The organism is Streptomyces sp. NBC_00273, assembly GCF_036178145.1.
In the GTDB taxonomy this organism is placed as follows: Bacteria; Actinomycetota; Actinomycetes; order Streptomycetales; family Streptomycetaceae; genus Streptomyces.
In genome coordinates this window covers 2,386,839-2,400,945 of sequence record NZ_CP108067.1, presented here as the reverse complement: position 1 = coordinate 2,400,945, position 14,107 = coordinate 2,386,839, and the positions used below count along the sequence as shown (strand labels likewise).

The 14,107-nt window shown below is 70.8% G+C and carries 15 protein-coding genes; 8 read left to right on the top strand and 7 right to left on the bottom strand.

Features of this window, described 5'->3' with window-relative positions:
* Window positions 1-12: 12 nt before the first annotated feature.
* On the top strand, window positions 13-990 hold the full coding sequence (locus OG386_RS10200) for an NAD(P)/FAD-dependent oxidoreductase (RefSeq protein ID WP_328787848.1): 978 nt from the start codon (window positions 13-15) through the stop codon (window positions 988-990).
* Between the two features lie 170 nt (window positions 991-1,160).
* On the top strand, window positions 1,161-2,561 hold the full coding sequence (locus OG386_RS10195; protein ID WP_328787847.1) for an FAD-dependent oxidoreductase: 1,401 nt from the start codon (window positions 1,161-1,163) through the stop codon (window positions 2,559-2,561).
* Between the two features lie 82 nt (window positions 2,562-2,643).
* On the opposite strand, the gene OG386_RS10190 is transcribed toward OG386_RS10195, so the two are convergent.
* Window positions 2,644-3,753, bottom strand: coding sequence for an ATP-dependent DNA ligase (locus OG386_RS10190; protein ID WP_328787846.1), 1,110 nt, complete (start codon window positions 3,751-3,753; stop codon window positions 2,644-2,646).
* Window positions 3,754-3,828: 75 nt separating this feature from the next.
* On the opposite strand from OG386_RS10190, the gene ligD reads away from it, so the two are divergent.
* Window positions 3,829-4,848: a non-homologous end-joining DNA ligase gene (gene ligD, locus OG386_RS10185; RefSeq protein ID WP_328787845.1), complete on the top strand. Its 1,020-nt coding sequence runs from the start codon at window positions 3,829-3,831 to the stop codon at window positions 4,846-4,848.
* 34 nt (window positions 4,849-4,882) lie between these two features.
* Here ligD and OG386_RS10180 read toward each other — a convergent pair whose 3' ends face one another.
* Complete coding sequence (locus tag OG386_RS10180) at window positions 4,883-5,113, bottom strand: hypothetical protein (protein WP_328787844.1); 231 nt, start codon at window positions 5,111-5,113, stop codon at window positions 4,883-4,885.
* Window positions 5,114-5,318: 205 nt separating this feature from the next.
* On the opposite strand from OG386_RS10180, the gene OG386_RS10175 reads away from it, so the two are divergent.
* Window positions 5,319-5,675: a hypothetical protein gene (locus OG386_RS10175; RefSeq protein WP_328787843.1), complete on the top strand. Its 357-nt coding sequence runs from the start codon at window positions 5,319-5,321 to the stop codon at window positions 5,673-5,675.
* Window positions 5,676-5,797: 122 nt separating this feature from the next.
* Here OG386_RS10175 and OG386_RS10170 read toward each other — a convergent pair whose 3' ends face one another.
* Complete coding sequence (locus OG386_RS10170; RefSeq protein WP_327382301.1) at window positions 5,798-6,874, bottom strand: response regulator; 1,077 nt, start codon at window positions 6,872-6,874, stop codon at window positions 5,798-5,800.
* Complete coding sequence (locus tag OG386_RS10165) at window positions 6,867-7,082, bottom strand: hypothetical protein (RefSeq protein ID WP_328787842.1); 216 nt, start codon at window positions 7,080-7,082, stop codon at window positions 6,867-6,869. Before OG386_RS10165 ends, OG386_RS10170 begins: the two co-directional genes overlap by 8 nt.
* Window positions 7,083-7,447: 365 nt before the next feature.
* On the opposite strand from OG386_RS10165, the gene OG386_RS10160 reads away from it, so the two are divergent.
* The 3 genes from OG386_RS10160 (at window position 7,448) to OG386_RS10150 (ending at window position 10,043) form a co-directional block, all read left to right on the top strand.
* Window positions 7,448-7,924 (top strand): hypothetical protein, encoded by a 477-nt coding sequence (locus OG386_RS10160; RefSeq protein ID WP_328787841.1) that lies wholly within the window; start codon window positions 7,448-7,450, stop codon window positions 7,922-7,924.
* 406 nt (window positions 7,925-8,330) lie between these two features.
* Entirely contained in the window at window positions 8,331-9,104 is a 774-nt protein-coding gene (locus OG386_RS10155; RefSeq protein ID WP_328787839.1) for a barstar family protein, read from the top strand.
* A gap of 507 nt (window positions 9,105-9,611) precedes the next feature.
* Entirely contained in the window at window positions 9,612-10,043 is a 432-nt protein-coding gene (locus tag OG386_RS10150) for a protein-tyrosine phosphatase family protein (protein ID WP_328787837.1), read from the top strand.
* Window positions 10,044-10,301: 258 nt separating this feature from the next.
* Here the strand turns inward: OG386_RS10150 and OG386_RS10145 are convergent, their stop codons facing one another.
* A complete protein-coding gene (locus tag OG386_RS10145; protein WP_328787836.1) occupies window positions 10,302-10,967 on the bottom strand; it encodes a hypothetical protein in 666 nt (221 codons plus the stop codon).
* A 167-nt stretch (window positions 10,968-11,134) separates the two neighbouring features.
* Between OG386_RS10145 and OG386_RS10140 the strand changes: the two genes are divergently transcribed.
* Complete coding sequence (locus tag OG386_RS10140; RefSeq protein WP_328787835.1) at window positions 11,135-12,025, top strand: alpha/beta fold hydrolase; 891 nt, start codon at window positions 11,135-11,137, stop codon at window positions 12,023-12,025.
* Between the two features lie 9 nt (window positions 12,026-12,034).
* Here OG386_RS10140 and OG386_RS10135 read toward each other — a convergent pair whose 3' ends face one another.
* Complete coding sequence (locus tag OG386_RS10135; protein ID WP_328787834.1) at window positions 12,035-12,697, bottom strand: TetR/AcrR family transcriptional regulator; 663 nt, start codon at window positions 12,695-12,697, stop codon at window positions 12,035-12,037.
* 71 nt (window positions 12,698-12,768) lie between these two features.
* Window positions 12,769-13,989 (bottom strand): IS110 family transposase, encoded by a 1,221-nt coding sequence (locus OG386_RS10130; RefSeq protein WP_328787833.1) that lies wholly within the window; start codon window positions 13,987-13,989, stop codon window positions 12,769-12,771.
* Between the last annotated feature and the right edge of the window lie 118 nt (window positions 13,990-14,107).

Here is a 14,107-nt window from a genome sequence, read left to right as displayed (position 1 = left end):
ACCCTCGCAGGTATGGACAACGCAAGCGACAGCTCCTTCGACGTGGTGGTCGTGGGCGGTGGGGCCGCCGGGCTGGCCGGGGCGCTCACCCTGGTCCGGTCCCGCCGTACGGTACTGGTCATCGACTCCGGCAGCCCGCGCAACGCCCCGGCCGCGCACATGCACGGGTACCTGGGGCAGGACGGGGAGAGCCCCGCCGCACTGCTGGCCAAGGGGCGCGCGGAGGTGACCGGCTACGGCGGGGAGATCCGGCCGGGCACGGCCGTCGCCGCGGACCGGCTGCCCGACGGGAGCTTCCTGGTCCGCTGCGGGGACGGCAGGGCCGTCCGGGCGCGCCGGCTGCTGGTCGCCACCGGTCTGGTGGACGAGCTTCCCGCCGTACCGGGCCTCGGGGCGCGTTGGGGGCGGGACGTGCTGCACTGCCCGTACTGCCACGGCTGGGAGGTGCGGGACCAGCCGATCGCGGTGCTGGCCGACGGGCCCCTCGCCGTGCACCAGGCCGAGCTCTGGCGGCACTGGAGCGAGCGGACCACCCTGCTCGCGCACACCTGGCAGCTCACCGCCGAGGACCGGGAACTGCTGGCGGCCCTCGGTGTCCGGGTCGTCGAGGGCGAGGTGATCGGCCTCGCGGTCGAGGACGAGGGGCTGACCGGCGTGACGTTGGCGGGCGGCGCCGTGGTGGAGTGCCGGGCCCTGGTGGTCGCCCCGCGGTTCACCGCCCGCTCGGGCGTCCTGACCGGTCTCGGCCTGCCGACCACGGTCGTGGAGCGGGACGGTCGGGCGATCGGCACCTGCATCGCCTCGGACCCGGCCACCGGAGCCACCGCCCTGCGCGGGGTCTGGGTCGCGGGCAACGTGACCTCACCGCTGGAGAAGGTCCCGGGCGCGGCCGCCCAGGGCGTGCGGGCGGCGGTGGCCATCAACACCGACCTGATCGAGGCGGAGACCCGGCGGGCCGTTCGGGCCCACCGCGCGAGCGCTGGAGTGTGAGCCGGAGCGAGCCGGCGTGCGCGCTGGTGCGCGGTGTGCCGGGAGGCGGCCGTTCGGCGCGAGCGCTGGAGCGTTTTTAGGACATCTGTGCGGGTTTCGGCCGGCTCCCGTCCGTGCAGGCTCTGGGCAGTGTGATCGTCGTACGGTCCAACGGTTCGGGGGGACGCTCCATGGCACATGTGCTGGTCATCGGCGGAGGTGTCGCGGGGGCCGCCACCGCGCTGCTCGCGGCGCGACGCGGACACACGGCGGAGGTCTTCGAGCGCGACACGCGGGCCCCGGGCACGGCGCTCGACCGTGACTTCTTCGGCTGGCGCCGGCCGACCGTCCCACAGGCGGCCCAGCCGCACGTGCTGCTCGGAGCCGCCCGCAACGTGCTGCGCGGCGATCTGCCCGACGTCCACGAGGAGATGCTCCGGCTCGGCGCCCGCGAGCGCCACGAGCTGGACTGGTTCGACGTACGTCCGCCCGCGCGACCGGGCGACGAGGACCTCGTGATGCTCCAGGCCCGGCGCATCGTCCTGGAGAGCGCGCTGGCCACGGCGCTGCGCGCGGAACCGGGGGTCGTCGTCCGGTACGGGGAGCCGGTCACCGGGCTGATCACGGCCCCGGGGCCGTCCGAGGGTGCTGGGATCCAGGTGACGGGAGTGACCACCGAGATCGGAAGTTACCCGGGGGACCTCGTCGTGGACGCCGGCGGGCGGCGCGGCGGCACCGAGCGCAGGCTGGCCGAGGCGGGCTGCCGGCCGCCCGTCGTGGAACGGCACCGCACCGGGATCGCGTACTTCTGCCGCTGGTACCGGCTGCCCGCGGGCAGGGACGAGGGACCGCGTCGGCCGTGGGCGGTGACCGGCGGGCCCTTCGCCGGCTGCGCCGTCTTCCCCGCCGACAACCGGGTGTTCGCCGTGACCCTGTTCGTGCACACCGCCGACTCCACGCGCGCGGCGCTGCGCGACCCCGCGGTGTTCGAGGCGGCGGCGCGCGCCTTCCCGCCCGGCGCGGCCTGGCTGGGACTGGGCGCCGAGCCGCTGTCGGGCGTCCTGGCCACGGCGAGCCTGGACAACCGGTGGAGTGCGCTGGTCGACGAAGCGGGCCCGGTGGTGACCGGGCTGGTACCGGTCGGGGATTCGATCGCGCACACCAACCCGACCCTGGGGCAGGGCACCTCGCTCGCACTGTGGGCCGCGCGCAGGGTGGCCCGTACGGCGCACCGGGACCCGGGATCGGCGCGGTACGCAGCCGATCACCACGCCTGGGCGGAGCACAGCCTGAAACCGTGGTTCGACTTCCAGGTCGTCGCGGACGCGGCCATCGGGGAGCGCTTCGCGACCCGGGCGGTGCGCGGCGGGACGGCGCGCGAGGTGTCCGCGCTGTTCGACTGCGCGCTGGAGGACCCGGAGGTGATGCGGGCGCGGGCGAGGGTCCGGCACCTGGCGGAGCTGCCGGGGCGGGCGTACGCGGATCCGGAGGTCCGCGGCAGGGTGGCGCGCTGGCTGGCGGCCCGGCCGCACTACGCGCCGAACGCGTCGGGGCCGGACCGGGAGGAGTGGGAGAAGCTGACGGCGGGCTGAGCCGCGGGGGAGGCGGCTCGGTGGTGGCGGCGTGGCGGCGCGGTGGTGGCTCGGTGGTGGCGGCGCGGTAGTGGTCGGCCGCTCAGTCGGGGGAGCCGTCGGCATCGGCGGCGCCGGCGGTCGGACCGGCGGTGGGACCGAGCACCTCGGTGAGGTCGTAGCCGACGACCTCCTCCAACTGGGCGTAAGTGCAGCTCTCGGGCGTCCGGTCGGTCCGCCAGCGGTGGAACTGGGCGGTGTGCCGGAAGCGGTCGCCCTCCATGTGGTCGTACTTCACCTCGACGACCCGCTCGGGTCGCAGCGGCACCCAGGACAGGTCCTTCTTGCCGGTCCAGCGGCTCTGCGCGCCGGGCAGCCGGGCACTCTCGTGGGCGGATTCCTCGGCCCAGGCGGCCCACGGGTGGCCGGTCGGGTCGAGCATCCGAAGGGGTTCGAGTTCCTCCACCAGCTCGGCGCGGCGCTTCATGGGGAAGGCGGCGCACACGCCCACGTGCTGGAGGGTGCCGTGGACGTCGTACAGGCCGAGCAGCAGCGATCCGACGATCGGACCGCTCTTGTGGAAACGGAAACCCGCGACGACGACGTCGGCGGTACGTTCGTGTTTGACCTTGAACATGAGGCGGGCATCGGGCCGGTAGAGGAGATCGAGGGGTTTGGCGATCACCCCGTCGAGCCCGGCGCCCTCGAATCGCTCGAACCACTCCTGCGCGAGCGCGGGATCGGTGGTCGCGGGCGCGAGATGCACGGGGGGCCGAGCGGTGGAGAGGGAGCGGACCAAGGCGGCACGGCGGTCGGCGAGCGGGGTGTCGAGCAGCGCGTCATCGCCCAGGGCGAGCAGGTCGAAGGCGACGAAGCTGGCGGGCGTCTTCTCGGCCAGCAGGGCGACGCGGGACTGCGCGGGATGGATCCGCTCGGTCAGCCGGTCGAAATCGAGGCGCCCGCCATGAACGATGACGATCTCGCCGTCCATGACGCATCGGCTCGGCAGATTGCTCTTCAGGGCCTTCGCCAGCTCGGGGAAGTACCTGGTCAGGGACTTGCCCGTGCGGCTGCCGAGCTCGATCTCATCGCCGTCGCGATGCACGATGGCCCGGAAGCCGTCCCATTTGGCCTCGTACTGCATCCCCGGCGGGATCTTTGCGACGGACTTGGCGAGCATCGGTTTCACGGGCGGCATCACTGGCAGATCCATGCCTTCGATTCTGCGGTGGTACGTCCGGACCTGCCCGGTATGCGGGCATGGCCGGGCCCGCCTACCGTGGCGCACATGGGTGCTGCCGGTAATGCGATCGAGCTGGACGCGGGCGGGCGGACGGTACGGCTGTCCAGCCCGGACAAGGTGTACTTCCCGGAGCGCGGCCTCACCAAGCGGCACGTGGCCGAGTACTACCTGGCGGTCGCGCCCGGCATCACGCGCGCCCTGCGCGACCGGCCCACGACCCTGGAACGCTTCCCCGACGGGGTGGAGGGCGAGTCCTTCTTCCAGAAGCGGGCACCGAAGAACCTTCCCGACTGGATCCCCACCGCCCACATCGCCTTCCCGAGCGGCCGCACGGCCGACGAGATCTGCCCGACCGAACCGGCCGCCGTCCTGTGGGCGGCCAACCTGGGGTGCCTCACCTTCCATCCCTGGCCGGTGCGGCGCAAGGACACCGACCGTCCCGACGAGCTCCGGATCGACCTGGACCCGCAGCCGGGCACCGACTACCACCATGCGGTGGCGGCCGCGCATGAACTGCGAGCCCTGCTGGAGGAGTTGGGGCTGCGCGGCTGGCCCAAGACCTCGGGCGGCCGCGGACTGCACGTCTTCGTGCCGATCGAGCCGCGCTGGACCTTCACCGAGGTCCGGCGGTGCGCCATCGCCCTCGGCCGAGAACTGGAACGCCGAATGCCGGGCAAGGTCACGACGGCCTGGTGGAAGGAGGAGCGCGGCGAGCGGATCTTCGTCGACTACAACCAGACGGCACGCGACCGCACGATCGCCTCCGCCTACTCCGTCCGTCCCCGCCCGCACGCACCGGTATCGGCGCCGTTGCGCTGGGACGAGGTGGACGACGCGGAGCCCCGCGACTTCGACATCGTGACGATGCCGGCCCGCTTCGCCGAACTGGGCGATCTGCACGCCGACATGGACGAGCACGCCTTCGCCCTGGACGCCGTACTGGAACTCGCGGCCCGCGACGAACACGAGCACGGCCTGGGGGACATGCCCTACCCCCCGGACTACCCGAAGATGCCGGGCGAGCCCAAGCGCGTCCAGCCCAGCCGGGCGAAGCACGAGGACTGACGAGCGAGGACCGACGAGCGGGGGACGACGGGCGCTACACGGCGGCGTCCCGCCCGGGGAAGGGGGCGAGGTCGGGCTCCACCCAGCCGTCCTTCGCCCGCGGGGTGGCCAGCGTGGAGGGGCGGTAGTAGTGCGTGAGCAGGCGCTTGTCGAGCAGCGCGGGATGGCGGTCGGCGAAGGCGGCGTAGTCGTCGTCGCCGGACTCGGCCGCGTAGTACCCGACCAGCTCCACCCAGGCACGGCTGACGAACACGGGCTGCGGCATGAGCGTGGAGCATCCCCTCGCCCACCGGGGCGCGCCCCGATCCCACGACGGTGCTCGGGGCGCAGGGGCAGGTCCACTGGCGAGACCACCGGCCCGCCGACGCCCAGTAGGGCGGCGGTCGGTTCGACCAGGCCCGCCGAATCCGTTCGAAACACCGTGCGCGGCTCTGGCAGCATGTACGGCATGACGACCAACCGAAAGGTCCATGCCGCGTAGACGGCCAGGACGCATCCGTGCCGGCATCCCGGACCGGCGCCGGCCACACAGCTCGAGGCCGGCCATCGACCGTCTCTCCCCGCGGGCGCTCTCCGAGATCGTTCGCCTCGAACGCACGCGCAACTACCTCCAGCCGGGGGACATCGGCACGGCATTGCGCCTGTGGAAGGACTACGTTCATCGCCCCGAGCGCGAGCTCTGGCACGACGACGAGTTCGGCAGCGTGCACGGGTACTGCTGCGGCGACCCTTTCGAAGCCCGTGCCCTACTCGACGGCGTGATCCGAGCCATGTCGCACCGCGGAGCCCGCGAGCTCCGCAAGGTCGTCGAAGGGCTCGACGACTGAGCTCAACCACGGCCGCACCCTACGGGCGTGACGGCGCCCGCCCGCCGGCCTTCGACCGCGAGGCCTCGTGCACCCCGGTCACATCGGAAGGCGACGGCGGCGGGCGGGCCGCGCGGCGTCGTCTACGGGTTGTGTCGCTCCAGGTAGATGGAGGTGAAGACGGCGACCTTGGCGCGCAGGGCCCACGGGTCGAAGGGCTTGCTGATGTAGTCGACGGCGCCCGCCGCGTACCCGCGGGCGGAGTGTTCGGAGTCCAGGCCCATGGCGGTCAGGAAGATGATGGGGATGTCTCGGGTCCGCGGCCGGCGCTTCACGTGGGCGCAGGTCTCGTAGCCGTCCATCTCGGGCATCTGCACATCCATGATGATGACCGCGAAATCGTCGTGGTCGAGGAGCGCCTTGAGCGCTTCCCGGCCCGAGGAAACCGTGACGAGTTCCTGGTCGAGGGTGGCCAGGACCGCCGTCATGGCGAGTAGGTTGTTCGGCTGATCGTCGACGATGAGGATCTTGGGCATGGCCTGTGGGGTGGCGGCCGGTCCGGCCACCGTGACCGTTTCGACGGCCTCCAGCTGGCGTTCGAGGAGGTGGCAGCGGTCTTCCGCGGCGGCACGCTGGGCCTGTGCCTGCCTGAGGTCCGCTCCGAGCCGCTCGATTTCGATCTGGAGCGTGTTGCGTTCATGGAGGAGTCCGGAGATGTCGGGGTAGGCGGCGGCGAGCTCGTCCGCCCGCCGCTGCTCGGCGATCCGGTCCGCCTCCAGCTGGTTGAGCCGCGTCTCCAGGTCCGCGATGCGTTCCGTCCGGTCCAGGAGCGCATCGCCCAGGACGTCCCCGCGGACGCTGGACCGCCGGGAAACCCGGTCGGCATCGGCCAGCTGCTGCTCCAAGATCTCCACCGCGTGCTTGGGGGAGGAGGAAGCGTCCACGGCTGACCCGTACAGGCCCCGCACGAACTCGATGGCCTCCGTGGTGACCGCGGTTCCACGGTGCTCGGCCACATCGGCGAAGAGGTCGCTGATCACCTGCCACGGAGGTAACCGGGTTCCGTTCAGATAGCGCGAGAACGTCCCCGGGTCCCGCTGGCGCCGCGCCGCGTACCGGCGTACGGACACTCCTAGACCTTCGAACAATTCCCGCAGCGCCTCCGCGAGTGCACGGGAGGCATCGTTGAGGTCGTCTCCCAGGGGCCGCAACTCACCCATGGTTCTGTTCCTTGGCCGTCCCGCGGCCGTCGGTATCGATGAGGTGGTTGAAGAAGGGCACGGCCAGGCCCACCACGGCGATGCCCACGAGGAGGCTGCGCGCAGCGCCTTCCCCCGTGACGGCTGTCAGCCCGCCCGCCACCGTGCCGGCGAGCAGGGCGAGCAGAAGCACCAGGGTCGACCTCAGCGACAGCAGAGGACGGTCCATCGTGATTCTCCATTCGTGCAACCCGTTCCATGTAACGGGAGTTGGCGTCCATCCGGCGGATTGCGGGAGGGAGAACCAGCATGGACGACCCGACGAACGTTGCAGTACGTGATGGGGAAACAGGAGCGACAGCGACTCCCGTTGCGCCGGCTTGATCGCCTGCTGACGGTCCATCCCCACTGGTCAAGACCTACCCGCGTTGATCGTTGCCGGAGTGTTGCTCTGCAACACTGCGGCTTCCGGCAACGATGCAGGACGAACGAACGGGAGCGTTCGGCGCTCCGTGACGGCCGCATCCCGCCGTGAAGGTTCCCGGATACCCGCTATTCTGAACGTGTTCAATCTACTGTGGGGTGGGGATGCGGATGAACGCTTCAGTGGGGCGGTGGTCGGTCCTGATCGCCGCATTGGCATGGGTCGGCGTTGCTTGTGCCCCTGCGGGCGGAGGGGCGGCCCGTGTTGATCAGTCTGTGCTCGCGGGGGAGTGGAGCAACGCAGGTGGCGAGCGTCTTCGCCTGGGCGCCGACCGCAGCATGGCGTGGGAAGGTCTTAACAGCGCGGTGTTCGGAGGCTTTTCGTGCCCTGGAGCGGCAGCCGGGCGCTGGAGCTTCTTCAGTCCGACCGAGGACGGCTCCTCCTACGCCGACGACGCTTTCACCAGCGGCGACACCGTCTCCTTGGCCACCGATGACACGCAAGGCACGTGCCTCTTGTCGGCCGAGGTCCGGCGGGACGGGCAAGGACTCAACCTTTGCCTGGTGGTAGATCCCGACTCGAGTTGTTCCACCAAGGAACTCCTCCGCCTCGAGCCGGCGCCGCAGGCAGACCGGACGTCGAAGTGACCCGCCGTCCGTGCCTCTCGTTGGGCGGGGCCGTGTCGATGGACCCAGTGGGCCGAGCCCGTGGGCTCGGGGAGGGCCTGGCCCAGGTGCCGGTGCCGTTCGCCCCGCCGGGCGGCGTGAACAGGGTGGTCGTCGCCAGCGGATTCCGGCCCGTGGAAGCTGGTGCGACGGCGGTGGAGCAGTTGTCGGCCGCCCGTGCGGATGTGCGGAGTTGGGGGCGGGTGGCGGGGCGGAAGGGTGAGATCACGTCGCCCAGTTGTCGCGGACTGATGGCGCCCGAAGCACGAGGGCGACGGCTGGCTCGGGTGACGGGTGTCCGTTCTCGTCGAAGACGCTTTCGTTGGCAACGACCTGCATGCAGTCAATTGCTCGGGCGCTGAGCAAGTGCCGTGCAAGGATCTCGCCCATGAAGCCGCAGCCCACCCTGACGGAACGCCGCTCTCCGTGGGTCGTGTTCACCTCGCCGGATGACCCCTGGCTGGCGTCGGAGACTGCCGCGCTCGTGCAGCGGAACGGTCTGGTGTTGCGGCTGGACGGTCGTGAAATGCGGGATGCCGCGTCTGTCTTCCGCACCTTCGCCCGGGAGCTGTCGTTCGTCGGCTACTTCGGCCACAACTGGATGGCGCTGGTGGACTGCCTCCAGGACTGGCACGGTCCCGGCCACGGGAACCACGACCTCGCGATCCTGATTGACCACGCGGACGGCTTGTTGGAGGCCGACTTCCTCGGAGTGCTCGTCTCGGTCTTCGTCGACGCGGCCTTCAAGTCCAACCTCAGGCTGGATGCCGACGGGGAGCTCGATGAGTGGAGGCGGCGGATTGCCCAGCACTTCGTCTTCCTCCTGGACCACACGGCAGCCGCGGCTTTCACGGAGGCGGCGGCCCGCGGGAGGTATGTGGCGGTGGCCCTCTCGGAAGGCCGCTTGCTCGCCACTTTGACCCATTGGCCCGGCTCGGATCCTGGCTCCGCTCCTTGGGCGGCCGGCCCTCTCGCCTTCGCGGACGATGAGATCCTCAGTGGCCTGACCATGCAGGGCATGGAGCGGTTCCGCGACCACCTCGGCTGCTCGATCCACGAGGCCATGGACATCTTCAGTTCCCGCTATGAGTACCTGCGGCGAGAACGCCCGGCCGACTTCACGATGAGCCGCGCTGAATACGGCAGGGGCTTCCATTACTGAACGGTCCGGCTGGGCCGGGTAGGCGGCTGAAGTTGCCGCAGCGGCTGGTTAGGCGAGCGTGCCGGCAATGGCCGTCTGCCAGCTGGAGGCTCGGCGTCGGGCGCGGAATGTCAGTCCCTCCTCCTCTAATGCCTCGCCCTACAAGGGGATGTGGAGCGGCCGCCGGCCGCGGGCGGGGTGAGCCTGGCGGGGCCCGGGCCCGGGCCCATGGCGATCGTGGCCTGCGCCGGCATCGGTCAATGCCCTCTTGACGTTGTCGGGCCGGCCGCCGGACGTAGGAGGGCAGCGTGACGATCCGGCCCCCAGCTGCACCGGCCCCGGGCAGTAGCGGGCCCGGCTGAGCGAAGACCTCCCGGGGTCGCTCTGCCGGCGGGCGGCGCACGCACCGCAGATACCGGTATCGCGACAGCCACCGCACATTCGTGAGCGGCGCGAAAGACCTCCGCTGGGGTGGCAGGCAGATGACAGCCGCCTGACCGTCAACCGAACGGGGGCTACGCTCGCACCGTGACCGCCACATGGGAACCCACGCTGGCGGGTGTGCTGCGACTTCCCTCAGGCCGGCTGGTCCGCGGCCGGGGACTGCGTCGGCCACTCCCGCAAGGCCCACAGCCCGCCTTCGCGCTCTACCTGCTGGGCCACCGGCCACCGCCGGTCACCTGGGAAAACCGCTGGCTCCGCTGGCCCGACTTCTGGCTGCCGTCCGACCGCGGCACAACCGCCGACGCGCTGCGCGAGGCATGGACACGCGCCGAGGCCGAGCGCGTCGAGATCGCCTGCGCCGGCGGACACGGCCGGACCGGCACCGCCCTGGCCTGCCTTGCCGTGCTTGACGGGGTACCCAATGGTGAGGCCGTGGCCTACGTCCGGGAGCACTACGCTCCGCGCGCCGTAGAGACCCCCTGGCAGCGCCGCTTCGTCTCCCGCTTCCAGAAGTAGCGGCATCACGCATCGGCCATCAGCGCAAGACGCCGCACCAACCCGGTGGACCCTCTCGGGCACAGCACTGGGATCAGGGCTCGCTGGCTAATGCTATGACCGGAAAGGTTCACCGGTTGAGTGCGCTGGCTGTCCCTCTGGGTAAGGCGGATGCGGGAGACAGGTCCGTCCGGGCATCGACGAATGTGCGAGCCGAACCCGCGCCGCAGCGGCCCGCCGGCCCAATCGGCCGGCACCGCCGCCGTCGGCGCGAGCAACCTACTCGGCGTACGCCAGCATCGGCTCCGACCCTGGGCAACAGATGGTGTCCTCATCAGCGATCAGCGCGACGCAGCCCCCACAGAGCCACGCCGTCTCGGGCTCCACGGGCCCAGACACGGACACCTCGTTCTCACGCACCATCAGCTGCCAGGTATCCCAGGACTCCTCGCCCTGCGCGTCGATCACACCGTTGAGCACGTGGTCGAAGGTGAAGTTCTCGAACCCGGGCTGGCCTTGGGCATGAGCGCCAGGCTTCAGGAAGTGGCCGACCAGATAGGCCATCCACTCGGATGAGTCGTGGAACTTCTCGTGTCGGTTCCATTCGATCGCTGCCCCGTCATCCGTGGGCTCCCACTCGCACCACAAGCCGGGCTGGCCCGCCGGGGGCTTGCCGAACTCGCGAATGTCCGCGTCGCGGCCCTGTCCCGCGTGGCCAGTGCCGTCGACGTAGTAGGGGCCGTTGCCACGGTCCATGCGCCGGGTGCCGGCGAACCTTCGCAGGTAGGCGATCTCCTGCTCGTTGAGTGGCGGCTCGACGGCGATCCGACCGGTGAACGTCGTGGTGTAGCCCATGCTGGCATCGTAGTCACGCCATCCGACACCCCGGACCGCCCGACCAAGCCGGCGGGCGTCGGCGCGAACCCGTTGAACCTTCTCGGTCACAGCACTAGACGCCTCGATCGGACGAGACGGGACAATAGGCCAGTGGTGGTCGCGCATGCGCTTGCGCATAAAACAACACGAACGATCGTGCTAATATCTCCCCATTGGCTCGCCATCGGCATCTGGCTGCCCTGAGGAGAATTCCGGAGAACCCGCACATGAACCCCATGGCTTCACTCCTGAGCACCACCCTCAACATCACCGCCCGGCTCGCCCCGGGACTGGCCGGGCCCCGGGCCTTCGCGCTCTTCGTTCGGCCCCTCGGACGCGCGCGATTGCGGCCCGAGGAGGCCGAGGTGATGGCGCGGGCGGAGCGCGGGCGAATGGTCGTGCACGGCACGGCCGTGACCACTTACCGCTGGGGAGACGGGGACCGGCCCGTGCTGATCGTGCACGGCTGGTCCTCGCGCGCCTCGCGGCTCGCCGGCTTCGTCGAGGCCCTGCGCGCCCAGGGGCGTACCGTGATCGCCTTCGACGCGCCGGGGCACGGCGAGTCGGACGGCCGGGCCTCCACGATCCTCGACTACCGCGCCATCATCGGCCGATTGCACGCGGAGCACGGCGACTTCTCGGCCGTGGTGGCCCACTCCTTCGGGGTGCTCGCCACCTTCTCCATGCTGCACGACGGCATACGGGTCGATCGCGTGGTCGGCATCGGGGGAGTGGCCCAGTTCGACTACCTCGTGGAGCGCTTCCGGGCCGGGCTGAACCTCGGCGAGGGAGTCGGGCGCGCCCTGCGCACCCATGTCGAGCGCCGCCTCTTCCCCGGCGACCTCGAGGTCTGGCAGCGCCTCGACGCCCGCCGTCCCTTTCCCGGCATGCGGGCGCCGATCCTCCTCGTCCACGACACCCAGGACGACGTGATCGATCCAGCCCAGTCCCGCGTGATCGCCGCCGCCTACGGCCCGCAGGCCCGCCTGGTCGAGACCTCGGGCCTCGGCCACCGCCGCATCCTGGCCGATCCCGACGTCATCGCGACGGCGGTCGACTTCGCACTGTCCGAACCTGAGCGCGAGCCCGCGCTCGCGACCGCACCCGCGACCGTGCGACGCATGTGAGGAGCAGGGTCAGGAAGGCGAGCTGAACGCAGGCGGTCGTTCCGGGAGTTCGTCCGGAGCGGCCGCCACCGCGCGCAGCCGGCGGAGGATCCCCCGGCCGGCCCGCTCGTACGCCAGTGGGTCGCCGTGCAGGACGGAATGCGCATTGGCCAGTTCCATCAGGGCCGTCAGCTCGAAGGCGACCTGCGGGACCTCGTCCGTATCCGAGGCGTCCCGGAACCCGCCCGTCAGGCGGGCCTCGTCCAGCAGCCGCTCGACGTAACGCGTCCAGTCGGACCGTGCCTTGGCGATCTCGTCCCGTACCGGGCCGGGGCGGGCGTCGAACTCCGCGGAGACGGAGTAGAAGAAGCATCCGCCGGGGAAGACCCGGCGTCCGGAGTAGTCGAGCCAGCGCTCGCACAGTCGCCACACCTTGGCGAGACCGTCCGGGTCCCGGTGTACGGGCCGCACCACCTCGTCCTTGAACACGTCCACGGCGGCACGGACGGTGGCGAGCTGCAGGTCCTCCTTGGAGCCGAAGAGCGCGAACACCCCGCTCTTGCTCAGGCCGAGATCCGCGGCGATCTTCCCGAGTGACAGGCCTTCCAGACCGTCCACGGAAGCGATGCTCATCGTCCGGTCGAGAACGGTCCGCCGCGTTTGGTTGCCGCGTTCCACGCGTCCGTCAGCCATAGCACCATCTTACCGAACGCACGGTCGTTCACTCGGTGGAGGAAGGGAGCCGCTGAAGCTCCTATTGGCTGTCAAGCAGTGGTGAGCCAGTCGCGGTAGGCGTTGGCGAGGTTGTCGTCGCGGCGGGTGCCGCGTTCGATGCATGAGATGACCGATGGCCAGACGCCGAAGTGGTGGGCGATGGCGGTGAGGGTGATGTTCTTGGCCTGGCGTGTGGGCCGCAGGTCCGCGACCTCGGGGACGGCGACCGTCGTGGTGAGGTAGCGGAACACTTCCCGGGCGATGGCCCGTTTGAGGAGGCGGATGATCTCCTTCTTGGTCCGGCCGGCCGCGGTCTGGCGGGCCACGTAGCCGCGGGTGCGCTGGTCGCTGGCCATGCGGACGAGGGCTATCCGGTAGAGGGCCGCGTTGGCGGCGCGATCGCCGCCTCGGGAGAGGCGGTGACGGTTGGTCTTCCCGCTGGAGGCAGGAACGGGGGCGACCCCGCACAGGGCCGCGAAGGAAGCTTCGGTGCGGAGACGGTCGGAGTTGCCGCCTGCGGTGATCAGGAGCTGGGCCGCGGTGTCGGGGCCGACGCCGTAGGCGCCCCGCAGGCCCGGATTGTGTTCGGTGACCACACTGTCGAGTGTTGCTGTGAGCTCGTCGTGTTCAGCGGTCAGGGCCTGGACGCGTCGGGCGAGGCTCTTCAAAGCGCTCAGCACGGCGGTGTGGACGGCGTCTGTCGTTGCCGTGAGCCGCAGTCGTGCCAGGGCATCCATGAGCGGCTTTCCCCGCAGGGCCCGATAGCGGGCGCGGATGGTTTCGGGGGCGCTGACGAGGATGTGCCCGATCTGGTTCATGGCGGCGGTGCGGGCTTTGACCGTGGACCGGGCGGCGTTGTGGAGGGCGCGTATGCCAGTGACGGTCTCGTCCTTGGGCGCGCTGGAGGCGCGTCCGGAGAGTGCGGCGCGGGCGGCGGCGTAGGCGTCGATGGGGTCGGACTTGCCGCTGCGGCGGCGTTCGGCGCGGTCGGGGCGGTTGACTTCGAGCACGCTCAGGCCATCGGCGACGGCGGCGCGGGTGAACCCGGTTCCGTAGGACGCGGTGCCTTCCACGCCGATCGCGATCACGTCCCCGTGGGCGCAGAGGAAGGCCAGGGCTGCCGTGTATCCGGCGGTGGTGGTGGGGAACTCTGCGTCGGCGAGGTGGCCGCCGTTGTCGGTGATGACCGCGACGTGGATGGTGTCGGCGTGCGAGTCCACACCGCCGAACACCCACTGGCCGCTCGTGCCCGCTGTGTCCGCTGCTGTCATGCTGGAGGTGCCTTCCTAGCCGGAGGTGACACCGGCCAGGTGGGACAGACAGGACATTGAGGGGGCTTCTGACCAAGCTCCTATCAGGTCATGTTCTACCTGGCCGGAGCCATGAAGA